Raw genomic sequence first — 23997 nt, forward strand, 5'->3', positions numbered from 1 at the left:
TTTCCGGGTCGGGGTGGAGCGGGCAGTGAACCGGGGACGACGGAATGGGGGGAACCGTGATCGTCTGGTTGAACGGCGCCTTCGGCGCGGGCAAGACCACGACGGCCCGTGAGCTGGTCGAGTTGCTCCCGGACAGCCACCTCTTCGACCCCGGCCTGATCGGCGCGGGGCTGCGCGCGCTCCTGCCGCGCAAACGCCTGGACGAGGTGTCGGACTGCCAGGACCTGCCCGCCTGGCGGCGGCTGGTGGTGGACACCGCCGCCGCCGTCCACGGTGAGGTGGGCGGCACCCTGGTGGTGCCGATGACGCTGCTGCGGCAGGAGTACCGCGACGAGGTCTTCGGCGGACTGGCGGCTCGCCGCATCCCCGTGCGCCATGTGCTCCTGGACGTGGAGGAAACGATCCTCCGCGAGCGGGCCGCCCGGCGCGGGGAGGCCGGGGAGACATCCGGGGACGGCGGGAGCGGCGAGGGCCGTGCCTTCGGCGCCCTGGACACCGCGGCGGACGGCCGGTGCCCGGAGCCGGACCGGGGCCCGGCCGTCCGCCACCGGGTGCCGGACTGGCTCCGGTCCGACGCGCACACCGTCGACGCCACCTTCCTCACCCCCCGGCAGACCGCCGAGAAGGTGGCGGAGGCGGTACGTGCCGGGGAAGGCGCCTGCGACATCGTGCAGACCCCGGAACCGACAGCGGAGACAGTGGCGGCCGGGGTCCTCCTCTTCGACGAGGCGGACCGGGTGCTGCTGGTCGATCCGACCTACAAGCCCGGCTGGGAGTTCCCCGGCGGGGTGGTCGAGCCCGGTGAACCGCCCGCCCGCGCCGGGCTGCGCGAGGTGGCCGAGGAACTGGGGCTGCGGCTGGACACCGCGCTCAGGCTGCTCGTCGTCGACTGGGAGCCGCCCCGCCCGCCCGGCTACGGCGGTCTGCGGCTGCTCTTCGACGGCGGCCGGCTGACCACCGCGGCCGCCCGCGACCTGCTGCTGCCCGGCTCGGAACTGCGCGGCTGGCGCTTCGCCACCGAGCGGGAGGCCGCCGGGATGCTGCCCCCGGTGCGGATGGAGCGGCTGCGCTGGGCGCTGCGGGCACGCGAGCGGGGCGTCACGCTCAACCTGGAGGCGGGCACACCGGTCGGCGCGTGACGGCCGGGACCAGCGCGGTGCGCTGGTCCCGGCCGCCCGGCGCCGGCGGCCGGTCAGCCGAGCGCGGCCTCGGCGTACTTGCGCAGGAACAGCGCCTCGGTCACCGACAGCCGCCGCAGCTCGTCCGGGGAGACGCTCTCGTTGACCGCGTGGATCTGCGCCTCCGGCTCGCTCAGGCCGATCAGCAGGATCTCCGCCTTGGGGTAGAGCCTGCCCAGGGTGTTGCACAGCGGGATCGAGCCGCCCATGCCGGCGGTGGCCATCTCGGCGCCGTCGTACGCCTCGCGCATCGCCTCGGCCATCGCGGTGTACGCCGGACTGGTGGTGTCCGCGCTGAACGGCTGGCCCTGGCCCACCTGTTCCACCGTCAGCCGCGCGCCCCAGGGGATGTGGGACTCCAGGTGGGCGGTGAGCAGCCCGGTGGCCTCGGCGGCGTCCGTGCCCGGTGGCACCCGCAGGCTGATCAGCGCCTGGGCGCTCGCCTGCACCGACGGGGTGGCGCCGACCACGGGCGGGCAGTCGATGCCCAGCACGGTGACGGCGGGGCGGGCCCAGATGCGGTCGGCGACGGTGCCCGAGCCGATCAGCTCCACCCCGTCGAGCACCCTGGCGTCCCTGCGGAAGTCCTCCTCCGGGTACTGCAGGCCCTCCCAGGAGGCGTCCGAGGACAGTCCGTCGACGGTCGTCGAGCCGTCCTCGGCGCGCAGCGAGTCCAGCATCCGGATGAGGGCCGCGAGCGCGTCCGGGGCGGCGCCGCCGAACTGCCCGGAGTGCAGATTGCCCTCCAGGGTGTCCACCCGGACCTTCAGCATGGTCATCCCGCGCAGCGTCGCGGTGACGGTCGGCAGCCCGGCGCGGAAGTTCCCGGAGTCCCCGATGACGATGGCGTCGGCGGCCAGCAGCTCCGGGTGCGCCTCGGCGTAGAGCTCCAGGCCACCCATGCCCATCTCCTCGGAGCCCTCGGCGATGACCTTGACGTTCACCGGCACCCCGCCGTCGGCCTTCAGGGCGCGCAGCGCGAGCAGGTGCATGATGAAGCCGCCCTTGCAGTCGGCGGCGCCGCGCCCGTACCACCGTCCGTCGCGCTCGGTCAGCGTGAACGGCGGGGAGAGCCAGGCTTCCTCGTCCAGCGGCGGCTGCACGTCGTAGTGGGCGTACAGCAGCACGGTGGGGGCGCCGGCCGGGCCGGGCAGGAAGCCGTAGACCGACTGCGTGCCGTCCGGGGTGTCCAGCAGGGCCACGTCGGTGAAGCCCTCGGCGCGCAGCGCGTCCGCCACCCACCGGGCCGCCCCCGCGCACTCCTCGGGCGGGAACTGGGCCGGGTCGGCGACCGATTTGAAGGCCACCAGCTCGCCGAGCTCGGTACGGGCCCGGGGCATCAGCGAGGCTACGGTGGCTGCCAATGCGTCGTGCGCCATGGGGGAACGCTCCTTCGTGGTGCTGCGTTGTGTGCCTGTGGGCGGGATCACCGTACGTACAGGCGGATGTGTGGTGCCGATGATCCCACAGGGGGTTCGGGGGGACGCGGCACTAGGATGCGGCGATAACCGGAAGCGGCCGAGCGGGAGCGGTAACACACGTGAGCAGGGAAAGCGCCGAGGGCGCCGAGGGCACGGACCGGCAGGATTCGGTGTGGGACGTGGTGGTGGTGGGAGCGGGGCCGGCCGGAGCCTCCGCGGCGTACGCCGCGGCCGTCACCGGGCGCCGGGTCCTGCTCCTGGAGAAGGCGGAACTCCCCCGTTACAAGACCTGCGGCGGAGGCATCATCGGGCCCTCCAGGGACGCCCTGCCGCCCGGCTTCGAACTGCCCCTGCGTGACCGGGTGTACGCGGTGACCTTCTCGCTGGACGGCAGGTTCGCCCGTACCCGGCGCTCCCGGAACATGCTGTTCGGGCTGGTCAACCGGCCCGAGTTCGACCACGCGCTGGTGGAGTCCGCGCAGAAGGCCGGCGCGGAGCTGTGGACGGGAGCCGCCGTCGCCCGCGTCGAGCAGCACGGCCCCGCCGTCCCCGACCGGCGCACCGTGGCCGTGGTCCTCTCCGACGGCCGCACCGTCCTGGCCCGCGCCGTGGTCGGCGCGGACGGCAGCGCCGGCCGGATAGGGGCCCATGTCGGGGTGAAGGTCGATCAGGTGGACCTCGGGCTGGAGGCCGAGATCCCGGTGCCGCCGTCGGTGGCCGAGGACTGGGCGGGGCGCATCCTCATCGACTGGGGCCCGCTGCCCGGCAGTTACGGCTGGGTGTTCCCCAAGGGCGACACGCTCACGGTGGGGGTGATCTCCGCCCGCGGAGAGGGCGCGGCGACCAAGCGCTATCTGGAGGACTTCATCGCCCGTCTCGGGCTCGCGGGCTTCGAGCCCGCGATCTCATCGGGGCACCTGACCCGCTGCCGCTCGGCGGACTCCCCGCTGACCCGGGGCCGGGTCCTGGTGTGCGGCGACGCGGCCGGGCTGCTGGAGCCCTGGACGCGCGAGGGCATCTCCTTCGCCCTGCGCTCCGGGCGGCTGGCGGGGGAGTGGGCGGTACGGGTCGCCGAGGCGCACGACGCGGTGGACGCCCGCCGCCAGGCCCTCAACTACGCCTTCGCCGTCAAGTCGGGGCTGGGCGTGGAGATGGGCGTGGGCAGCCGGATGCACGCCGTCTTCGCCCGCCGTCCGAAGCTGCTGCACGCGGTGCTCACCGGTTTCCGCCCGGCGTGGAACGCCTTCGCGAGGATCACCCGGGGGACGACCACCCTCGGGGAGCTCGTCCGTACCCATCCCCTGGCCCAGCGGGCCCTGGAGCGGATGGACCGCTGAGCGCCGAGCGCCGCTTCCCGGCACCCCGGTCACCGGTTCATCCCTCCCGGGTGATCCGGAAGACGGGGTGCCGGTCGGCCACGGCCAGCAGCTCCTCGTCGCTCGAGGCCGGTCCGACGCCGTCGAAGAAGGCGCCGACCTCCCACCTCCACTTCCTCAGGTAGGCCCGCAGCACGGCCGGCTTCTCCTCGCCCGGCAGCTCCACGGCCGTGAAACGGTCCACGCGTCGGCCGATGCGCAGCTCCCCGCCGCCGGCCGCGCGCAGGTTGCGCACCCACTGGGTGTGCCCGCGCGGCGCGACGAGGTACCGGGCGCCCTCGAACTCCAGAGGGTTGACGGGAGTGGTGCGCCATTCGCCGCTCTTGCGCCCCCGAACCGCCAGGGTCCGGGATCCGGCGGGGCCGACGCCACGCCGGATCAGCCAGGCCACCAGCCTGTTGAACACGTGGTCGGTGAGCACCCCGGTCTTCCTGTAGTGCGGCGCGGTGCGGGGCACCGGCTGCGATCCGCCGTGCGGCTGTGCGGTCATGGTCCGCCTCCTGGGCGAGGGCTCCGGGTCGTGCGGGACGACAGGGGTGAGAGGCGTTCCAAAATGAGATCACTGCTCTCTCTCCGGATCAGTGTCACACGCCGTCCGTGTCCGTGCAAGAGCGGTGCTCTCCTTTCCGTGCGGTGCTTCCGGAGCTGGCAGACTGACCCCATGAACGCGATCCGAGGAGCCAGGGAACGGGCCCGTGCCGAGATCACCGCCGCCATCAAGGAAGAGGCGCGCAGACAGCTCGCCGAGGAGGGTGCCGCCCGGCTCTCGCTGCGCGCGGTCGCCCGCGAACTGGGCATGGTCTCCTCCGCGCTCTACCGGTACTTCCCCAGCCGCGACGACCTGCTGACCGCGCTGATCATCGACGCCTACGACGCCATCGGCTCCACCGCCGAACGCGCCCTGGCCGCGGCGGACCGCGACGCGCCGGTCGCCCGCTGGCGGGCGGTCTGCCGGGCCGTACGGCAGTGGGCCCTGTCCCGTCCGCACGAGTACGCGCTGATCTACGGCTCGCCCGTGCCCGGCTACTCCGCGCCCCGGAGCACCGTCGCCCCCGCCTCGCGCGTCGGCCTCGCCCTGATCGTCGTCGTCCGCGACGCCCGGGCGGCCGGAGCCCTGAGCGAACCCGCCGACGGCGCGTCCGCGCCGGCCGTCCCCGGGCCCGTCGCCGAGGACGCCGACCGGCTCATGGAACTGCTCGGCCTCGACCTGCCCGCCCCCGTGACCGCGAGGCTCGTCGCGGCCTGGGCCCAGCTGTTCGGCCTGATCGGCTTCGAGGTGTTCGGCCAGTTCAACCAACTGGTGAACGCCCGCGAGGAGTTCTTCGATCACGCCGTCACCCGGCTCGCCGCCGCCGTCGGGCTGACCGGCTCCGGGAAGGGCTCCTAGCGCCGCGCCGGCCGAAAGCCCGGGCAGGACAGGCCGCACGCGGTTTCCGGCCGTCCTGCGATCGCGCGTGCCCGGAAGACACCTCCGGCGAAGCCAGGGGGAGCCCCGTCAGCGGGCGAACCCCGACTGGCACGGCCCCGGCCGCGGGCGGCCGGGGGGATCCCGCCCCCTCCCCCGGAGGCGGGCCGTGCCGGGCTCAGGACGCCAGCGCCGACTCCGGCAGCAGCGTGGGGTCCTGGCGCACGATCCGCGCGTGCAGCTCCCGCAGGGCGGGGCCGGGTTCCGCCCCCCGCTCCTCCATGAGCCGGGTCCGGGCCTCCTCGTAGGCCGCCAGCGCCTCCGCGGGACGGCCGCAGCGGTACAGCGCCAGCATCGAGAGCCCCACCAGCCGCTCGCGCAGCGGATGCCGGGCCACCTGCCGCGTCAGCTCGTGGACGCACTCGCGGTACCGGCCCAGCTCCAGGTCGCCCTCCAGCCGGGTCTCCAGCACCATCAGCCGCTTCTCCGCCCAGCGGCGCCGCTCACCGTCGAGGTAGGGGCCGGCCAGGCCCTCGGCGAACTCGCCGCGCCACAGCTCCTCCGCCTGCCTCGCCAGCGCGCCGGCCCGGTGCAGATCGCCCGACTCGCGCGCGGACAGCGCCTCGCGCAGCAGCGTCCGCCGTTCCGCCAGATCGTCGATCCCGGCGTTCTCCAGCCGGTAGCCGCTGCCGGTCCACACCAGTTCCGGGGACGAGCCGCCCTCGCCCGCCGCGGCGAAGGCCCGGCGCAGACCGGAGACGTACTTCTGGGCCAGGTTCCGTACGTGCGACGGGGGTTCGCAGCCCCAGACCGCGCTCACCAGCGCGTCGTACGACATCGGCCGCCCCTCCTGCAGCAGCAGGACGGCGAGCACCGCCTGCTGCCGGGGCGGCCCCAGCGGCACCTCGTTCCCCTCGCGCAAGGCGCGCAGCGGACCGAGCAGTTCGAATCGCAGACCCTCAGCCATGTGCCCTCCCTCACCGCCCCATTGAGCCTACGTCCTGGACGGCGTTCCAGTGGATCTTCCCGCGAAGGCCGGTGTTCCGCGCCGCCCCGCCGGAGGGCGGAGCCGGTGTGCCGCGGGCGGGCGGGTCGCGCCCTCCCCCGGCGGTGACCTCTCCCGTACGGCGGCCGGGTCCGCGGCGCGAGGCGGCGCGGGACCGCGCGAGGCAGGGTGGCCGCGACCCCGGGCGGCCACACGTCCGCCGCCGGAGACGGGGGGATCCGCGGGGCGGACCCCGAGCCGCCGCACACAGGACGCGGGAGAGGACGGAACGCACCCGGCTGGAGGCAGTGTGCCAGGGTGTGCTCCGGTCCGTTGGCCGCGGTCGGACCACCCGGCTTTGTTCGCCGTGGATACAAAGCCAGAATGGGACGGTGACCCCGACGCGTACTGCAAAGCTGGAGAGAGGCCGCGGCGCCCTCGGCCCGGCGCTGGAACTCGTGCACACCGGACGCGCGCCCACCCGCGCCGTGCTCACCGCGGAGCTCGGTGTGACCCGGGCGACCGCCGGAGCCGTGGCCGCGGAGCTGGAGGCGCTCGGGCTGATCACCGTCGACTCCCGGCCGGCCGTCGCCGCCGGCTCACAGGGCCGCCCCTCCCATCGGCTGTCGGTCGACCCCGAGGGCCCGGTGGTCCTGGCGGCCCAGGTGCACGCGGACGGGTTCCGCGCCGCCCTCGTCGGGCTCGGCGGCCGGATCGTCGCCACCGTGCCCGGCGCCGTGACCGTGGAGGCCGATCCGGCCCAGGTCCTCACCGAGGTCGTCGGCGCCGGGGCCGGGCTGCTGCGCGAGACCGGGCGGCGCTGCCTGGGCGCGGGCCTGGCGGTGCCCTCCGCCGTCGCCGAGCCGGAGGGCACCGCCCTCAACCCGCTGCACCTGGCCTGGCCCCCGGGGGCGCCGGTGCGGGAGATCTTCACCCGCTGCCTGGCCGAGGCCGGTGTCACCGGGCCGTCCGCCGATGCGCCGGCGACCGGTTTCGCCGCCAACGACGTCAATCTCGTGGCCCTGGCCGAGCACCGCCACGGCGCGGGCCGCGGCGCCCGCGACCTGCTGTGCGTGGCCACCGGGCACCGCGGCGTCGGCGGCGCGCTCGTCCTCGACGGCCGTCTGCACACCGGCAGTTCGGGGCTGGCCCTGGAGGTCGGCCATCTGACCGTCGACCCGGACGGCAGGCCCTGCCACTGCGGCGGGCGCGGCTGCCTGGACGTGGAGACCGACCCGCTGGCCTTCCTGGAGGCCGCCGGCCGGGAGCCCGGTCCGGAGACCGGCCTGCTCAAGCGCGCCCTGGAACTGCTGCGCACCGAGTACGCCACCGACCCGGCCGTACGCGACGCCGCGCACCTGCTCATCGACCGGCTCGGCCTGGGCCTGGCCGGCCTGGTCAACATCCTCGACCCGGACCGGATCATCCTCGGAGGGCTGCACCGCGCGCTGCTGGAGGCGGACGCCGAGCGGCTGCGGAGCGTCATCGCCGAGCGCAGTCTGTGGGGGCGCAGCGGCAAGGTGCCGGTACTCGCCTGCGAACTGGACTACAGCGGCCTGGTGGGCGCCGCCGAACTGGCCTGGCAGCCGGTCCTGGACGACCCCATGACGGTGGCGCGGGGCTGATCGGCGTCTCCCGGGGCGCCAGAGCACCGGGGCCGGGGCTCCGAGGGGGCCCCGGCACCCGTCAGGCGCGCTGCAGGGGTCCGGGCCGGGCCGGGCGGTCCGGTGGGAGAGCCGCCCCCGGGGCCGGAGCGGCCGGAGCGGCGGGCGCCGGTGCGGCCGGTGCCGGTACGGGCAGGGTGATCCGGGCGGCCTCGCCGCCGGCGGCGAGGCCGCCCGGTGCCGGCTGCGGTCCGCCCATCGGGAACGCCCCCAGGGCGTGGGCGGGGGAGAGCTGCGGGGGGTGGTCGCGTACGGAGATCGTCAACCGGTCCAGCAGCAGCGCGATCTCCACGGTGCAGCGCCCGTCCGCGCCCGCCTGCCGACGGGATCCCGCCAGCAGTTCGGCGACGCCGTCGGCCGCCGGGCCGACGAGGGGGTCCAGTTTCCAGTAACGCAGCAGGGCCGACACGATGCGGCGGATCTGGCCGGCCCTGGAGGGAAGGGCCTGGAACTCCACCGTCCGCTGCCGGCCGGACGTGCTGGGGTGACTGATCACGACTGCGGCTCCCTGGGAGAGTTGGGGTGTCCGGACGACGGAGGAGAGAGCGTCAGGCGCACTGACGGCCGCTACGGCACAGACTTCAGCGTGATTCAGATGGACAAAAGGCGCAAATCAGGCACTCTTTCCGAGTGGGTGCGCCCCGCGAGCGCCCACCGGACCCCGGCCCCCCGGGCCCGGACGCCTCAGCCGTCGGCCGGGGCCGGGCGCCGCTCCGCCGCGATCTTCGGGGCACCGGACCTCGCCGGCGCCCTGCCCGACCGGGCGCGGGCACCGCGCAGCGCGGCCACCAGGCCGTCGCTCGTCTGCCCCTTCAGGCGCAGCGCGTACCAGGTGCCGTTGAGGGCCGCCAGGGCCCGTCCGCGCGCGGCGTACCACGGCTCACTGACGCGGACCTGCTCAACCGGCGCACTGTCGATCTCCCGGCCGTAACTGGTCAGCAGCACCATCCGCCCGTCGCGGACGACGATCTGCCCGGCCCGGGTGAGGGACCGCAGCCACCGCGCTATCCGCACCCCGGTGGCACTGAACTCGGGCTCCGCCACAGCGCAACGCCTCCCACCTTCGTCACCGCCGGCCCGCCGCCACGGCCGGGCCGTCACCGGCGCCACCCCCACCGGGTGCTGCCCTGTCCGTCCTGTCCTGCCCTGTCATGAAGTCTGCACCCGCCGGGCCCGACGCGCCAGGGTGCGCGTAACGCACTACGCGTACTGCGGTACGCGCGCCGCGCAGCACGCGTCCCGCGAGTGCCGCGCGGCAGGCGCTACGCGCGGCCGGCCCTCGGTGCCGGCCGGCACGGCGTGGACGGCCTCCGGCGGCGCGGCGGCCCGTGCGGTGAACACCGGCCGCACGGTGAGCACCGGCCGCACGGGGGCGGTACGGGCGAAGCCGGCGCCGACCCGCTCCGGTTCGCGTGTCAGGGGCGCTCCTCCCGCAGGTGCCCGGCCCGCTCGCCGGGCCCCCCGCCCGCCACCACCAGATCCAGCTCCGGCAGCGCCTCGCGGATCTCCGCGCGCGTCCGCTCCGGCATGCCGCCGTCGGTCACCAGTGTGTCCACCTCCGCCAGGGAGGCGAACGAACTCAGTCCCACCGTCCCCCACTTGGTGTGGTCGGCGACGACCACCACCCGCCGCGCGGAGCGCACCAGACGGCGGTTGGTCTCCGCCTCGGCCAGATTGGGCGTGGACAGCCCGGCCTCGGCGGATATGCCGTGCACGCCGAGGAAGAGCACGTCGAAGTGGAGCGAGCCGATCGCCGCGTCCGCCACCGGTCCCACCAGGGAGTCGGAGGGGGTGCGCATCCCGCCGGTGAGCACCACCGTCGCCGCCCCCGGGCGGCCGCCCCGCGAGGCGTCCGCGCGCTGCGCGGTGTGGAAGACGTCCGCGACCCGCAGCGAGTTGGTCACCACCGTCAGATCCGGCACGTCCAGCAGGCAGCGGGCCAGCGCGTACGTCGTCGTGCCCCCGGAGAGCGCGATCGCGCCGCCCGGGGCCGCCATCGCCGCGGCGGCCCGCGCGATGTCCTCCTTGGCTTGCTGCTCCAGCGACGACTTCGCCTCGAAACCCGGCTCGTGCGTGCTCGCCCCCGGCACCGGCACCGCCCCGCCGTGCACCTTCTCCAGCACGCCCTGCCGCGCCAGCGCGTCCAGATCGCGGCGCACGGTCATGTCCGAGACGTTGAGCCTTCGGGTCAGCTCGTTGACCCGCGCCCCGCCGCGGCGCCTGACCTCCTCCAGGATGAGCGCGCGCCGCTGCTCCGCCAGGAGGTTCTGGTTGTCGCCCACCTGCTGGTCCGTCCCTTCTCGTCCACCGGCGGCCGCGCACGTGTTCGCCCGCGCGGCCGTGTGCGCGGATACGGGCATCTGTTCGGTCCCATCCTTCCACGCGGCCGCGGTGCGTCCCGAAGCACGATCGTGACGCCCGGGCGGGCCGGTCGGGCTGCGCGCTGGGCCCCGCAACCGCCATCCTGGATGCCGCCGCGGGGTACCCCGCGGGAAACGGGGACACACCGGATCGGGGGAGCGCAGCATGCCCGAGAACCGGCCGGCACCGCCGGCGGGACAGCGCGGCGACCAGGGGGAACCGGCGCTGGAACTCCTGGTGCACGGAGTCGGCGGCACCACACCGCAGGAGATGCTCGGCGACCCGCGCACGGTGCGGATCACCGGCGACGACACCGCCGGCATCCACCGCCGCACCGACGACGCGGACGCCGAGAGCCGCTTCGGGGAGTACGGGTACTCCGGCGGCCTGACCGCGGACCGGTCGGCCGACCCCCGCACCGGGCCGTCGGCCGACCGCGTCAGGCAGCGGCCGATCCCCGAGGCGTACTGCTGGTCCAACCTCACCTCCGGCAACGGCGCCCGCGCCCTGTGGCTGCTCCTGCTGCCGTTCATGGTCGCCAACCTCGCCCACTGGATGCGCCCGGCCGCTCCCGCCCGCCACCGCGGCCAGCGGGTCTACGACGTCCTGGTGCGGCTGTTGGCGCTCTCCCTGACCGTGCTGCTCACCGCCGCGGCCTGCGAGGTCGCGCTCGACCTGGTGGCCTGGCAGTGCGCCGCCTCCGAGCGCTGCGCGCGCGGCAAGTCCTGGCTGGGACCGCTCACCGAGGGCTGGTGGGCGTCGCCCGGCCGCCGCCTGGTCCTGGCCGCGCTGGTGCCCGCCGCGCTGACCGCCCTGCTGTGGTGGCTGTCGCACCGCACCTGGAGCGCCTACGAGTCCGCCTCGCCGCCCCCGCGCCCGCCGGGTCCGGCCCGGCCGCTGCCCGGCGGGGAGCGGCCCGCGCTCTCCCTGCCGGGCTTCTGGTACGGCCGCCGCCTGGTCTCCCGGCTGCGCGCCGCCCACACCGCGGCCGGACTGCTCACCGTCGCCACCGCCCTGCTGGCCGCGGCCGCCGCCCACGACATGCGCCCCGGCGGCGGCACGGCACCGCAGACCTTCGGGCGGGTGCTGGCCGCCGTCCTCGTGGCGGGCTGGGCGGCGACCGTGCTGGTCGCGGTCCGCAAGGGCCGCACCGAGTCAGAGCCGGACGAGCGGATCGACCGGTGGGCCTCGAAGGTCCTGCCGGGCGCCGCGCTGGGCGCGCTGGCGCTGACCGCCGTGTACGCCGCCTGGCCGCGCCCCGGCTGGACCTCCTCCGCCCAACTGCCGGGCACCGGCGTGTTCGCCTGGCTCGCCCTCCTCCAGGGCGCGCTGGCCGCCGCCATCGCCGTCACCGCCTACGTCCTGCACCGGGCCTCGCCCCCGGGCTCGTGCGCCGGGCGGTGCGCCATGGGCGGGCTGGGCGGCGCCGCGGTCGCCTTACTGGCCTGCGCGCTCGGCGGAGTGCTCACCGGAGGGGTGGCCCAGCGCGTGGCGGACTGGCTGGACAAGGGCGGCACCCCCGGTGTGGCCGGCGGCGCCATAGCGGGGCCGCCGGTGCTGCTGAGCTGGCAGGCGGCGGCGATCCCCGTCCTGCTGCTGGTCGTGGTGGTCTTCCTGCTGGGCGCCGCGGTACGGGCGGGGCGGACGCGCAGGCGGCTCACACCCCGGATCGTCGACTCCTACGAGGGCGAGCCCCGCGAGCTGGAGTCCCGCAGCCGCCGGATCGCCCGCGTCGTCGCCTGGGCGCGGCTGACCGACTCCGCGCCGGCCCTGGTCGCCTCCGTCACCGTCGCCACCGTGCTGCTGGGCGCCGGCGCCCTGGCGGGCGCGGCCCGCACCGGTCTGCCCCCGGGACCGGCCGCGGCCGCCTGGCCCGGCCCGCTGCCCGCCCTGGCGCAGGCGGTCCAGGGGCTCGGCTCCTGGCTGATGGGCGCCATGGTGGTGCTGCTGGTGGCGATGGGCCGCCGCGCCTACCGGGACGCCGCCGCCCGCCGCACCGTCGGAATCCTGTGGGACGTGGGCACCTTCTGGCCGCGCGCCGCCCACCCCTTCGCACCGCCCTGCTACGCCGAGCGCGCGGTACCGGACCTCACCTGGCGGATGTGCACCTGGACCGCGCGCACCGGCGGCCGGCTGGTGATCTCCGGGCACTCCCAGGGCAGCGTGCTGGCCGCCGCCGCCGTCTGGCAGCTCGACCCCGACACCCGCGGCCGGGTCGCCCTGCTCACCTACGGCTCCCCGCTGGAGCGGCTCTACGGGCGCTGGTTCCCGGCCTGCTTCGGCCCCGCTCCGATGCGAGCGCTGAGCGAGGAGGTGGACTGCTGGCGGAACCTGTGGCGCCTGACCGATCCGATCGGCGGCCCGGTGATGCCGGGGGAGGACGGAGGGCAGGAGGTGGACCGCGGCCCGCTCAAGGATCCGCTGCACTACGGCCGCACCCCCGAGCACCCGCTGCCCGCGCCGATCCTGGGTCACGGCGACTACCAGGCCGATCCCGCCTTCGACGCCGAGCGCGCGGCCCTGCTGGACCGCCTGGACCGCCTGGCCGAGGGGGACGAGCCGCCCTGCGTGCCGGCCCAGTCCGAACGGCGGCCCGAGCAGGGGCCCGAGCGGCGCGCCGGAGCCGGTCCGGCCGGCTAGCCGCCCCGCCCGGCCGCGGCCGGTACGGGCCGCCGGGGCGGTCAGTGCCGCGGCTCCTGCGGCAGGTCCTCGGGGTGGAGCAGCGTCAGATCGTCGGTGTCCGGGTCGTCGAGCTGGGCGACCCGGCCCGCGTGCCGCTCGACCATGGCCTCGAAGGTCTGGCGCGCGGTGCGGCCGTTGCCGAACGTCGGCCCCTTGGGGAGCCCCGCGAAGTAGGCCAGCAGCGCGTCCGCCGTGCCGTCGGCGAGCTGGTACTCGTGCTCCTCGGCCTGCTGCCCGACGATCCGCAGAAGCTCCTCGGAGCTGTAGTCGCCGAAGGTGATGGTCCGTGAGAAACGGGAGGCCACACCGGGGTTGGTCTCCAGGAAGCGCTTCATCTCCGCGGTGTAGCCGGCGACGATGACGACCACCTCGTCGCGGTGGTCCTCCATCAGCTTCACCAGGGTGTCGATCGCCTCCCGGCCGAAGTCCCGGCCGGAGTCCTCGGGGGAGAGGGCGTACGCCTCGTCGATGAACAGCACGCCGCCGCGCGCCCGGTCGAACGCCTCCTGGGTGCGGATCGCCGTCGAGCCGATGTGCTCGCCGACCAGGTCCACCCGGGAGACCTCCACCAGATGACCGCGCTCCAGCACCCCGAGGGAGTGCAGGATCTCCCCGTAGAGCCGGGCGACCGTGGTCTTGCCGGTGCCGGGGGATCCGGTGAACACCAGATGCCTGCGCGCGGAGGCGGCCTTGAGACCGGCCTCGCGGCGCCTGCGGCCCACCTCGATCATGTCGATGAGGGCCCGCACCTCCCGCTTGACGCTCTCCAGACCGACCAGCGCGTCGAGTTCGCCCAGCACCTCCTTGGCCGGCCGCGCCTCCACGGCCGGTCCGCCGGGCGCCCCGCCGGAGGAGGCCCCACCGGTCGCGGGCGCGGGGGCCGCGGGGGGCGCCGTGGCGGCCGACTGCTGGGGTACGCCGCCCAGCAGACCCGCGGTCAGGACGGCGGGGGAAGCGGGCGGCTCGGGCTCGGACGTGACCGGCGCGGAACTCCGGTCGCTGGTGCAGTCCTCCACGACCGGCCCTCCGTCGGCGAACTCGTAACCCCCGCGCGCACAGCGCTCGGTGCGGCAGCGGCGCAGCGTGGTGCGGCAGCCGTCGATCACGTGGAAGCCGTAGCCGCCGGAGCCGGTCACCCGGCAGCTCGAGAAGGTGCCGCGCCCCTCGGCGGAGACGTAGAAGCCCGCCTCCGCCGGATCGGTCACGGTGCAGCGGTCGATCTCCGGATCGGCGCCCTTGGTGACGATCACCCCCGTACCGGCGGCGTCGATCGTGCAGTTGGCCAGTGTGCCGCCGCTGCCGTGGTCGCGGAACCAGGCGCCGGTGGCGGCCTCCCGGATGCGGCAGTCGTCCAGCTGGACCGTCCCGCCGTCGCTCACCGACACCGCCGTGTTGCGCACCTGCGCCAGATCGCTGTCGAGGACGTCGGCCCGCGAGCCCCGGTCCAGGACGAACAGCGCGTCCGGCACGTCGTGGACCCGGCAGGAGTCCAACAGCGCCGAGGCGCCGTCGCTGACCCACACCGCCGGGTAGTCGCCCGTGCTCTCCTGTATCTCACACCCGTTGGCGTCCACACGGGTGCCCGGGTCCCACACCGACAGGCCGTTGCGGCCGAAGCGGCGCACCGTGGAGCGGGTCAGCGTCAGCACCGAGCGCGAGCGCAGGTCGACCGCGTTCTCCGGGATGTCGTGGATCTCGCAGTCGGCGAGGGTGAGCACCGCGTCGGTGTCCAGGGTGACGCCGTCGGCGGAGGTGCGGTGCACCCGGCACTCGGTGAGGTTCCCGACCGCCCGGGAGGCGACCCGTATCCCCGCGCCCTTGATCTCGTACACCTCGCAGCCCACGGCGTCCACCGCGCTGCCCTCCCCGGACAGCGACAGCCCCGCGCCCGAGGCGTGGTGGACCCGGCAGCGCTCCAGCCGGGGATGGGCGCCCTCGTGCACCGCGATGCCCGACTGCCCGGCCGCGACCACCTCGCACTCCTCGAACAGCCCGCCCGCGCCCCCGCCGACGCCGATGCCCACTCCGGCCGGGTTGTCCACCGTGCAGCGGCGCAGGGTCGGCCGGGCCCCGGAACGCACCTCGATGCCGGAGGCCGACCGCGTCACCACCCGCAGCCCGGAGAGCTCGGCCACGCAGTCCTCGACCAGCAGCGCGGGCGCCGCGGCGTCCTGGCCCTCGATCTGGAGGTCGCGTACGACCGCCGCGGCGCGTACGGTCAGGGCCACCCCGTCGGCGGGGGCCAGGCGCACCGAGCCGGCGTCGGGGCGCTCGGGGCCGCGCAGGGTGACGGCGCGTTCGATCACCAGGTTCTCGCGGTAGGTGCCGGGGGCGACGGTCAGCACATCGCCGTCACCGGCGGCGAGGAGGGCTGCGGAGATGGTGGCGTAGTCTCCCGTTCGGCGCCGCCACCGCGACGAGCTGGTGTGCGTCACCTGGACCAAGCCCTGTGCCATGGACCGCCTTGCCCCAAACCTCGTGCGAACCTCGATCGCGCTGCCGCGCGCATCCGGATGCACCACCGTAGCGTGTGCCGGACCGATGGGATGACCGGTCCGCCCGCCACGGCGCAGGCGGGCCCTCCGCGTGTCTGCCCTGGCCCGATTCGGGCCGGAATGGCGTCAGTTCGACCTTCCGGTACGCCCCCAGTCGGGGCCCACCCGGGCCCACTCCTGTGCCCAGCGCGCGTAGCGACGGGCCAGCAGCCGCCGCACCAGCAGCCGCCGTGCGCTCTCCACCAGACCGGCCGCGGCCACCGCCGTACCGAATCCGGCCAGAGCCGCGTGCGAGGAGGCGGTGGCGGCGTCCATCGGGCGTGCGGCGATCTCGCCACCGGCGTCCACCCACACGCGCAGCCGGTCACCGGGCTCGGTCGGCCGGTCGGCGACGACCGTGCCCGAGTGGGTGCGGCCGTCGACCGAGGTCCAGGTGGCGTTCACCCGGTGGCCGGACTCGGCCTCGGGGCCGTCGGCCACGGGCGGGGTGCTCTGGGCCACCGTCGCCCACACCTGGTGCCGCTGCCGCTGCTGCTCGCGCACGACGCCCATCAGCGTCTCGTGCGCGGTCCGGGTGCCCCACAGCGCGACGGCGGGCGTGCCCACGGTCATCAGCAGGACGGCGGCCAGCGCCAGCCAGCCCTCCACACGGTCGGTGGTCCGGTACAGCGGGTTTCCCCGCCACCGCCACAGCCCGGCGATCGCTCGCACGATCGCTCACCCCCTCGCCGCCGGTCGCCGCCCGCCCGGTCTCGCGCGGCAGCGGGTGGACGGGGAGAGGACGGCGGCGCGAAGAACCGCGCCGGCCGCAGGCCGGGACAGCCGGTGACGCCGTCTCTCTTCCACGGCCGAGCTTATCGGCACCGAAGCGCACTGCACAGCCGCCCAACAGGCCCGGAAGGAGTGAAAGAAGGAGGTGGAGAGGGTACCCGGGCGCCCCCGACCGGTATGGCGCCCTTCGGGGACACCGGGGCCCGGTCCGCCCACGGCGGGGGAACGGGCCCCGTACACCCGCCGCGGTCCGTGCGGACCGCCCGCCCAGGGAGACTTGAAGACAGTGAACCGTTCCGCCCAACTCCCCGTCGTGGTCGGCGTCGACGGCTCGCACCACTCCCTGCGCGCCCTGGACCGGGCGGTGGAGGAGGCCGTGCTGCGGGGCGCACCGCTGGAGGTCCTGTGCGGCGCGTCCGCCCACCGGCTCGCGCCCGGCAGCAGTCCCGGCACTCCTGGCGCCCCTGATGCCGCCGAGGAGACCGAGGCAGCCCGCACGGCCGACGAGGAGCACCGGCGGGCGCTGGCCCGGCAGGCCCGGCGGATCGCCGAGTCGGCCGCCGAGCGGGCCCGGGAGAGCGCTCCGGGGCTGGAGGTCAGGCCGTCGGCTGTGGAGGAGAACGCCGTCGCCGCGCTGGTGCGCGCCGGGCGCCGGGCCGCGCTCACCGTGGTCGGCACCCGCGGCCACGGCGGTTTCACCGGGCTGCTGCTGGGCTCGGTGAGCCTGCGGGTGGCGGCGCACATCGAGGGCCCTGTGATGGTCGTGCGCGGCGACAACGAGCGCCCCCGGCACACCGTGGTCGTCGGCGTGGAGTACGGGACGGACACCGACGCGGCGCGCTACGGCTTCGAGGAGGCCGAGCGGCGGGCGGCGGCACTGCTCGTGCTGCACGCCTGGGAGCTGCCGGTCTACCCCGGCGTCATGGTGCCGCCGCCGACCCGGGTGCTGGAGGAGATCGCCGAGGAGCAGGCCCGCTACGAGGAGAGCGTGCCGGTGGACGCCGTCGCCGGGCTGCGCGAGGCGTACCCGAACGTCGACGCCCGGGCCGAGACGGTGTACGCCGGGCCCGGCCACGCGCTGGTCGAGGCCAGCGCGGCCACCGACCTGGTCGTCCTGGCCGCGCACCGCCGCCACCGCCTCTTCGGCATGCGTCTGGGCCCGGTCACCCACGCGGTGCTGCACCACGCCCACTGCCCCGTGGTGCTCGTTCCCACGGCGGCCTGACCGCCCGTGCCGCCGGCCCCGGCCCCGGCTCCAGCCCGGTCCCGGCCCGTCAGCCCGGCCAGCTCCAGTCGGCGACCTCGGGCAGATCGGTGCCGTGCTCGCGGATCCAGCCGTGGTGGCGCTCGCGTGCCTCCCGCACCGACTCGCGCAGCCCTTCGGCCCGCTCCGCGAACCCCGGCGCCCGGTCGATCACGTCCATGACCAGCCGGTAGCGGTCCAGGTCGTTGCGGACCACCATGTCGAACGGGGTGGTGGTCGCCCCGCTCTCCCGGTAGCCGCGCACATGCAGCCGGTCGTGGAGGCCGGGCCGGTGGGCGATCCGGTGGACCAGCCACGGATAGCCGTGATAGGCGAAGACCACCGGCCGGTCACGGGTGAACAGCGCGTCGAACTCCGCGTCCGGCAGCCCGTGCGGGTGCTTCGAGGCGGGCATCAGCCGGGCGATGTCCACGACGTTCACCACCCGCAGCGCCAGTTCGGGCAGGTGCTCGCGCAGCAGTGAGGCCGCGGCCAGCGCCTCCTGGGTGGGCACGTCCCCGGCGCAGGCCAGCACCACGTCCGGCTCCCGTCCCGGCCGTTCGGTCCCGGCCCACTCCCACACCCCGGCGCCGCGCTCGCAGTGCTCGCGGGCCTGCTCCGGCCCGAGCCAGTCGAAGCAGGGCTGCTTGCCGGCGACGACCACGTTCACCGTGCCCGTCGTCCGCAGCACGTGATCGGCCACGCACAGCAGGGTGTTGGCGTCCGGGGGGAAGTAGGCGCGCACCACGTCGGGGCTCTTGGTGAGCACGTGGTCGACGAAGCCGGGATCCTGGTGGGAGAAGCCGTTGTGGTCCTGCCGCCACACATGCGAGGTCAGCAGGTAGTTCAGGCTCGGGACGGGGGCCCGCCAGGGCACCTCGCGGGCGCTCTGCAGCCACTTGGCGTGCTGGGTGACCATGCTCGCCACGATGGTGGAGAACCCCTCGTAGGAGGTGAACAGCCCGTGCCGGCCGGTGAGGGTGTAGCCCTCCATCCAGCCCTGGCACATGTGCTCGGAGAGCACCTCCATCACCCGGCCGTGGCCGCCGAGGCCCCGGTCCGTCGCGAGCGAGTCGCCCTGCCAGGCGCGGGGCGTGGCCTCCAGGACGTCCTGGAGGTGGTTGGACTCGGCCTCGTCCGGGGCCGTCAGCCGGAAGTCGCGCCGCTGGGCGGTGTCCTCGAAGACCTGCCGCAGCATGCCGCCCAGCACCTGTGTCGGCTCGTGGGAGGACGCACCGGGCTCGTCCACCGGCACCGCGAAGGCCTCCGGGCCGCGCAGCGGCAGCGGTCGCCGCAGCCGGCCGCCGTCGGCGTGCTTCGAGGCCCCCAGCCGCCGCTCCCCGCGCGGTACGTGCGCCAGCACGCCGGGCAGGGGGCGGCCGGAACCGTCGAACAGCTCCTCGGGCCGGTACGAGCGCAGCCACCGCTCCAGCACACGCAGCCGGCCGGGATCGTCGCGTACGTCCTTCACCGGGATCTGGTGGGAGCGCCAGGTGTCCTCCACCGGGTCGCCGTCCACCTCCCGGGGCCCGGTCCAGCCCTTGGGGGTGCGCAGCACGATCGCCGGCCAGCGGGGCCGCCCGGCCACCCCCTCCTCACGCGCCGCCCGCCGGATCGCGGCGATCCTCTCCAGCGCCGTGTCCAGGGCGGCGGCCAGGGCGCGGTGTACCTCGGCCGCACCGGTGTCCGGGGCGGCCGTCACGTACAGCGGCTCGTGGCCGTAGCCGCGCAGCAGGGCGTCCAGCTCCTCGTGGGGGATGCGGGACAGCACGGCCGGATTGGCGATCTTGTAGCCGTTCAGGTGCAGGACGGGGAGCACCGCGCCGTCGTGCACCGGGTCCAGGAACTTGTTCGAATGCCAGGAGGCGGCCAGCGGCCCCGTCTCCGCCTCGCCGTCCCCGACGACGCAGAAGGCCACCAGATCCGGGTTGTCCAGGGCGGCCCCGTAGGCGTGGGACAGGCAGTGCCCCAGCTCCCCGCCCTCCTGGATCGAGCCGGGCACCACCGGGGAGGTGTGGCTGGGCAGTCCGCCGGGGGAGGAGAACCGCTCGAACAACCGTGCCATCCCCGCCTCGTCGCGCCCCATGCCGGGCCACAGCTCCCCGAAGGTGCCCTCCAGCCAGCTCCCCGCCAGCACCGCGGGCGCGCCGTGGCCAGGCCCCCAAACGCACAGCGCCTCCAGGTCGCGGGCGCCGATCACCCGGTTCAGATGGGTATAGACCAGAGCCAGGCCCGGACAGGTGCCCCAGTGGCCCAGCAGCCGCGGTTTGACGTGCTCGGGCCGCAGCTCCTCGCGCAGCAGCGGATTGCCCCGGAGATAGAGCTGGCCCGCGGCCAGGTAGTTCATGGCGCGCCAGTGCGCGTCCAGCTCGGCGCACTCGCGGTCGGTGAGCTGGGGGTGCGTCTGCATGGAACCTCCGGTCGTGGTTCGGTCGTGGCCCGGGTCACCGCCCGGGGCCGTCACTCGGACCGCCGCCCGGTCCGCGGACCGGGCGGCCTCCGAGAGGCTTCAAAGCCCCGCGGGGCATGCGGCGCCCGTGGCCCGTGTCCCCTGCACGCGGTCGGCCACACCCGTACACGCCGCCCGGACGGGGGCCGCGCGCCGTGACGAACCCCCGTACGCGACACTCCGCGCCCCGCCGTCCGGTTGCCGCGGCGCCCTCCCCGGCAGCACGATGGCGGCGTGTTCAGACAATGGCTGGCGCTGGAGGCGGGCGCGGACCCGGCCGAACGGGCCGGGGCCGTGCGCCGCGCCCACGAGGCGTTCCTGGCCGGGGGAGCGGTCGGCGCGCCCGTACGTGGCCTGATAGCCGACTCCTGGCGGCGTTCGGCCAGGGCGTCGGTACCGGCGGACCGCACGGCCTCCGTGGACCTCACCGACGACGACCTGGCCGCCCACCGCCGAGAGCACCCCCTGGGCCGGGTCATGCCGCTGTTCCGGGAACTGCTGGGCGGCATCGCCGAGGACGGCGCCCATCTGCTGTCGGTCTGCGACGAGCAGGGCCGGATGCTGTGGGTGGAGGGCCACGCGGACGTCAGACGGCGCGCGGAGCGGATGAACTTCGTCCCCGGTGCCCGCTGGTCCGAGCCCCACGCGGGGACCAACGCCCCCGGCACCGCACTCGCGCTGGGACACCCGGTGCAGATCTTCGCCGCCGAGCACTACTGCCGCCCCGTCCAGCCCTGGACCTGCGCGGCGGCCCCCGTCCACGACCCGCGCACCCGCCGGGTGCTGGGCGCCGTGGACATCACCGGCGGCGACCACCTCGCCTCACCGCACAGCCTCGCCCTCGTCCAGGCCACCGCCCGGGCGGCCGAGGCCCAGCTCGCCTCCCTCCTCCCGGCCACCGCTCCGGCCCGTCTGCTGGAAGTCCTCGGCCGCGACGGCGCCCTGCTCCACACCGGCCGGTCCGAGGCCCCGATACGGCTGGGGGCGCGGCACAGCGAGATCGTGCTGCTGCTCGCCTCCCACCCCGACGGGCTGTCCGGCGGCCGGCTCGCCCTGGAGCTGTACGGCGAACGCGACGTCAGCCCCGTCACCCTGCGCGCCGAACTCTCGCGGCTGCGCGGAGTGCTGGGCCCGCTGCTGGCCTCCCGCCCGTACCGCCTGACCGCCCGGGTGCGCACCGACTGCGACACGGTCGCCGAGGCGCTGGACACCGGCGACCTGTCCACCGCGCTGGCCGCCTACCGCGGTCCGCTGCTGCCGCTGTCCGAGGCGCCCGGGGTGGCGCGGATGCGGCGGATGCTGGAGGACCGGCTGCGGAGGGCACTGATCGCCCGCCGGGATCCGGAACTGCTGGACACCTGGGTGCGCACCCCCTGGGGGGAGGAGGACCTGGAGGCCTGGGAGGCCCTGGTCGGCGCGCTGCCTCCGGCGGTCAGGGCGGTGCCCGGCGCCCGGCTGAGGGCTCTGCGGGAGGTCTACGGAATCGACCCTCCGCCGGGCCCGGGCTTCCCGCGACGCCCGGGCGCAACGTTCCCGCAACCCCCCGTTGCCTAACGTGGCGCTGCGCCTTCGCCGTTCGGCCGCCCGCGGGCGGACCGATGCGGCGGAGCCTTTCGTGTTCCGTTCCATGGGGACGCCTTCGGAAAGGCTCCCGGCCGCCCGGCGGCGTCCGGGCCCTGCCCGGGCCTGTCACCCCGTGGCCGCCGGCGCCGGGAGGGGCCGCCCGCGCTCGGGCGGTGCGCACCCGGGAGCGGGGCGTGGAGCGGCGCTCCTCTCCCGGACGGCCAGGGTGGCACGGCGGGGCCGCACGGCCTGCTTGACGGCGAGCAGGACGAACGGCACCCGGTGGGGACCTCGCGGACGCGGGGCCCCATCCGGCCCCGTCGTGCCGCCCGTGCCCGGTCAGTCCAGGACTTCGAAAGGGTCGCCCGTTCGCAGGGTGCCGGTGTTCTCGGGGACGAGGAGCTGCCCGAACAGCAGCCGGTCGCCGAAACGGCGGTGCCTGGCCAGGGTGCGCAGCGGCTCCTTGCCCCGCTCGGCCGTGGCCTGGTCGGTCGTGGTCACCACGCAGCGGCCGCAGGGCTTGGCCACCCGGAAGGACACCTCGCCGATCCGGATACGGCGCCAGCCGTCCTCGGACCAGGGAGCGGTGCCCTCGACGACCACGTTGGGCCGGAAGCGGTCCATCGGCAGCGGACCCTCGTCCGGATGGTCCCCCTGCTCTATCAGCAGGTTGAGGGCGTCCAGTGACGACACCGTGGTGAGCAGCACCGGGAACGAGTCGGCCAGGCTCACCGTTTCGCCCGGGCGGCCGTGCGAGGAGGTGACCGGGCGCCGGTGCTCGGGCGCGTCCATGTGGACCAGCCGCGCCTTCGTCCCCAGATACTCCGTCAGCCAGTCGTGCGCCTCGCCGGACGCGGGCACCGCCTCGACCTTGGTGTTCCACACCTCGAACACCTCGGTGCCCGAGGCGGGGTCGGGCACCTCGACGGTCAGCGGCGGCATCCCGGGGGCGGACAGCCGAAGACCGCCGCCGGGCAGAGGCTCGGCGGCGGCCGACGCGAGGCGCGGGTGTCCGCGCTGGGTGAGCGGTGCGCCGTCGGGACCGGCCGCCATCCAGCGCCGGTCCCCCGACAGTCCCCATGGCTCCACGACGGCACGGGCGGTGCCGACGCCCGCGAACGACTTCACCGGGTAGAGGTTGAGCGCGGCCAGCGTGGACGTGGTCATACGCCCATCCTGCCACCCGGGTCGGACAGTCGGCGGGTCAGTAACCACGCCCCTGGTACGAGTGGCCGTAGGGCTCGTCGTAGGAGCCGGGGTACGGGCTCTGGGCGGGCGCCGGGCGGGCCGCGACCGGACGCATCTGCTGGGGCTGCGGCTGCTGCGGGTAGCCGTATCCGCCGCGCGGCGCGGCCGCCTGCTGCGGGATGTACGGCGCGGGCGCCTGCTGCAGCGGCGCGGGCTGCTGCACCGGCGCGGGCTGCTGGTAGGCCGGGGCCGGGTAACTCCGCGCCGGCTGCGGCTGGTAGGAGGGCCCCGACGGCAGTGCGGGCAGCGCGGCCGGGAGGGCGGGCAGGTGGTCCGAGGTCTCGTACGGGGACGCCGGAACGCGTATGGGCGCGATCTGAGGGGTGCCCCGCTCGGCGACCAGGCTGTCGTAGATCGGGGTGTCAGCGAAGGACGGCGCGCTGTAGTAGCCACCGCCATAGGTGCTGCGGGGGGACGTCATACTCATAAGTTAAGCCCACGATGTGCTGGTTGGGGAGAGCGAAAAGAAGGTCATTTGACGGGCTCTGCGCGGTCATCGGCCGCGGCTGCTGCCAAAGACGGAGAAAACGGCCATTCCGCCTCCGTGGGGGCCGGGAGGCCGGCGGAGCACGGCGGGTGCGGACGGCCCGGTCACGGAAGAGGGAAGCATGACCATGCTCAAAGGCGCCAACGTCCCGGTTCCCGCGGACTCGGTCAGGGTCGAGGTGGGCTGGCGCACCGGGCCCGGGGTGCCGGACGTGGACGCCTCGGCGCTGCTGCTGGCCTCCTCGGGCAGGGTCCGCTCGGACGGCGACCTCGTCTTCCACAACCAGGCGCGCCATGCCTCGGACGCCGTGCGCCACGAGGGAAAGCGCGCGGCGGGCGGCGCCGTGACCGACACCCTCGCAGTGGACCTCGCCCGCGTCGAGCCCGCCGTCGAGAGGATCGTGGTGGCCGCCTCCGCCGACGGCGGGGACTTCGGCCGGGTACCGGGACTGTGCGTGCGGGTGCTCGACACGGGCGGAGCCGAACTCGCCCGGTTCGACAGCCGGGACGCCACCGTCGAGACCGCCTTCGTGCTCGGCGAGCTCTACCGCAGGCAGGGCGCCTGGAAGTTCCGGGCCGTCGGGCAGGGGTACGACAGCGGACTGGCCGGTCTCGCCACCGACTTCGGGATCACCGTCGACGAGCCCCGGACGCCGCCGGCCCCCGCCAC

At 75.5% G+C, this 23997-nt stretch carries 19 protein-coding genes; 8 read left to right on the forward strand and 11 right to left on the reverse strand.

The features are described from left to right. Positions 1 to 56: 56 nt before the first annotated feature. The gene (locus L7D48_RS08840) at positions 57 to 1139 is read left to right on the forward strand and encodes an NUDIX hydrolase (protein ID WP_237878413.1); all 1083 of its coding nucleotides are present in this window, start codon (positions 57 to 59) and stop codon (positions 1137 to 1139) included. Positions 1140 to 1192: 53 nt separating this feature from the next. Here L7D48_RS08840 and L7D48_RS08845 read toward each other — a convergent pair whose 3' ends face one another. Continuing rightward, the gene (locus L7D48_RS08845) at positions 1193 to 2557 is read right to left on the reverse strand and encodes a dipeptidase (RefSeq protein WP_237878414.1); all 1365 of its coding nucleotides are present in this window, start codon (positions 2555 to 2557) and stop codon (positions 1193 to 1195) included. Between the two features lie 212 nt (positions 2558 to 2769). Between L7D48_RS08845 and L7D48_RS08850 the strand changes: the two genes are divergently transcribed. Beyond that, complete coding sequence (locus L7D48_RS08850; protein WP_374491747.1) at positions 2770 to 3936, forward strand: geranylgeranyl reductase family protein; 1167 nt, start codon at positions 2770 to 2772, stop codon at positions 3934 to 3936. Between the two features lie 37 nt (positions 3937 to 3973). Here L7D48_RS08850 and L7D48_RS08855 read toward each other — a convergent pair whose 3' ends face one another. Then, positions 3974 to 4465, reverse strand: a complete 492-nt coding sequence (locus tag L7D48_RS08855) for a nitroreductase family deazaflavin-dependent oxidoreductase (RefSeq protein WP_237878416.1) — start codon at positions 4463 to 4465, stop codon at positions 3974 to 3976. Between the two features lie 171 nt (positions 4466 to 4636). Here L7D48_RS08855 and L7D48_RS08860 point away from each other — a divergent pair, with 171 nt between their 5' ends. Beyond that, positions 4637 to 5362 (forward strand): TetR/AcrR family transcriptional regulator, encoded by a 726-nt coding sequence (locus tag L7D48_RS08860; RefSeq protein ID WP_237878417.1) that lies wholly within the window; start codon positions 4637 to 4639, stop codon positions 5360 to 5362. A 196-nt stretch (positions 5363 to 5558) separates the two neighbouring features. On the opposite strand, the gene L7D48_RS08865 is transcribed toward L7D48_RS08860, so the two are convergent. Then, the gene (locus L7D48_RS08865; protein WP_237878418.1) at positions 5559 to 6347 is read right to left on the reverse strand and encodes an AfsR/SARP family transcriptional regulator; all 789 of its coding nucleotides are present in this window, start codon (positions 6345 to 6347) and stop codon (positions 5559 to 5561) included. Positions 6348 to 6757: 410 nt separating this feature from the next. On the opposite strand from L7D48_RS08865, the gene L7D48_RS08870 reads away from it, so the two are divergent. Further along, on the forward strand, positions 6758 to 7990 hold the full coding sequence (locus tag L7D48_RS08870; protein WP_237878419.1) for an ROK family protein: 1233 nt from the start codon (positions 6758 to 6760) through the stop codon (positions 7988 to 7990). 61 nt (positions 7991 to 8051) lie between these two features. Here the strand turns inward: L7D48_RS08870 and L7D48_RS08875 are convergent, their stop codons facing one another. The 3 genes from L7D48_RS08875 to L7D48_RS08885 all read right to left on the reverse strand — a co-directional run bounded on the left by L7D48_RS08875 (position 8052) and on the right by L7D48_RS08885 (position 10311). Continuing rightward, positions 8052 to 8525, reverse strand: a complete 474-nt coding sequence (locus tag L7D48_RS08875; protein WP_237878420.1) for an ATP-binding protein — start codon at positions 8523 to 8525, stop codon at positions 8052 to 8054. 188 nt (positions 8526 to 8713) lie between these two features. Next, positions 8714 to 9073: a hypothetical protein gene (locus L7D48_RS08880; RefSeq protein WP_237878421.1), complete on the reverse strand. Its 360-nt coding sequence runs from the start codon at positions 9071 to 9073 to the stop codon at positions 8714 to 8716. A 371-nt stretch (positions 9074 to 9444) separates the two neighbouring features. Further along, positions 9445 to 10311: a DeoR/GlpR family DNA-binding transcription regulator gene (locus tag L7D48_RS08885; protein WP_237878422.1), complete on the reverse strand. Its 867-nt coding sequence runs from the start codon at positions 10309 to 10311 to the stop codon at positions 9445 to 9447. A gap of 244 nt (positions 10312 to 10555) precedes the next feature. On the opposite strand from L7D48_RS08885, the gene L7D48_RS08890 reads away from it, so the two are divergent. Then, positions 10556 to 13030, forward strand: coding sequence for a hypothetical protein (locus L7D48_RS08890; protein ID WP_237878423.1), 2475 nt, complete (start codon positions 10556 to 10558; stop codon positions 13028 to 13030). A 41-nt stretch (positions 13031 to 13071) separates the two neighbouring features. Here the strand turns inward: L7D48_RS08890 and L7D48_RS08895 are convergent, their stop codons facing one another. Both L7D48_RS08895 and L7D48_RS08900 read right to left on the reverse strand, forming a co-directional pair. Beyond that, a complete protein-coding gene (locus tag L7D48_RS08895) occupies positions 13072 to 15528 on the reverse strand; it encodes a right-handed parallel beta-helix repeat-containing protein (RefSeq protein ID WP_237878424.1) in 2457 nt (818 codons plus the stop codon). A gap of 165 nt (positions 15529 to 15693) precedes the next feature. Beyond that, positions 15694 to 16278, reverse strand: a complete 585-nt coding sequence (locus L7D48_RS08900) for a hypothetical protein (RefSeq protein WP_237878425.1) — start codon at positions 16276 to 16278, stop codon at positions 15694 to 15696. 346 nt (positions 16279 to 16624) lie between these two features. On the opposite strand from L7D48_RS08900, the gene L7D48_RS08905 reads away from it, so the two are divergent. After that, positions 16625 to 17563, forward strand: a complete 939-nt coding sequence (locus L7D48_RS08905) for a universal stress protein (RefSeq protein ID WP_237878431.1) — start codon at positions 16625 to 16627, stop codon at positions 17561 to 17563. Positions 17564 to 17612: 49 nt separating this feature from the next. Here the strand turns inward: L7D48_RS08905 and L7D48_RS08910 are convergent, their stop codons facing one another. Beyond that, a complete protein-coding gene (locus L7D48_RS08910) occupies positions 17613 to 19991 on the reverse strand; it encodes a phosphoketolase (protein ID WP_237878426.1) in 2379 nt (792 codons plus the stop codon). Positions 19992 to 20264: 273 nt separating this feature from the next. Between L7D48_RS08910 and L7D48_RS08915 the strand changes: the two genes are divergently transcribed. Then, positions 20265 to 21584 carry a helix-turn-helix domain-containing protein gene (locus tag L7D48_RS08915; protein ID WP_237878427.1) on the forward strand — a complete coding sequence of 440 codons (1320 nt, stop codon included), beginning with the start codon at positions 20265 to 20267 and terminating at the stop codon, positions 21582 to 21584. A gap of 348 nt (positions 21585 to 21932) precedes the next feature. Here the strand turns inward: L7D48_RS08915 and L7D48_RS08920 are convergent, their stop codons facing one another. Together L7D48_RS08920 and L7D48_RS08925 are read right to left on the reverse strand one after the other, a co-directional pair. Further along, the gene (locus L7D48_RS08920; RefSeq protein WP_237878428.1) at positions 21933 to 22760 is read right to left on the reverse strand and encodes an MOSC domain-containing protein; all 828 of its coding nucleotides are present in this window, start codon (positions 22758 to 22760) and stop codon (positions 21933 to 21935) included. A gap of 37 nt (positions 22761 to 22797) precedes the next feature. Then, positions 22798 to 23262: a DUF6643 family protein gene (locus L7D48_RS08925; RefSeq protein ID WP_237878429.1), complete on the reverse strand. Its 465-nt coding sequence runs from the start codon at positions 23260 to 23262 to the stop codon at positions 22798 to 22800. A gap of 187 nt (positions 23263 to 23449) precedes the next feature. On the opposite strand from L7D48_RS08925, the gene L7D48_RS08930 reads away from it, so the two are divergent. Next, a partial coding sequence (locus L7D48_RS08930; protein WP_237878430.1) for a TerD family protein occupies positions 23450 to 23997 on the forward strand: 548 nt, incomplete at its 3' end.

The sequence above is a fragment of the Streptomyces sp. ICN903 genome, from assembly GCF_022015835.1.
Classification (GTDB): Bacteria; Actinomycetota; Actinomycetes; order Streptomycetales; family Streptomycetaceae; genus Streptomyces; species Streptomyces fenghuangensis.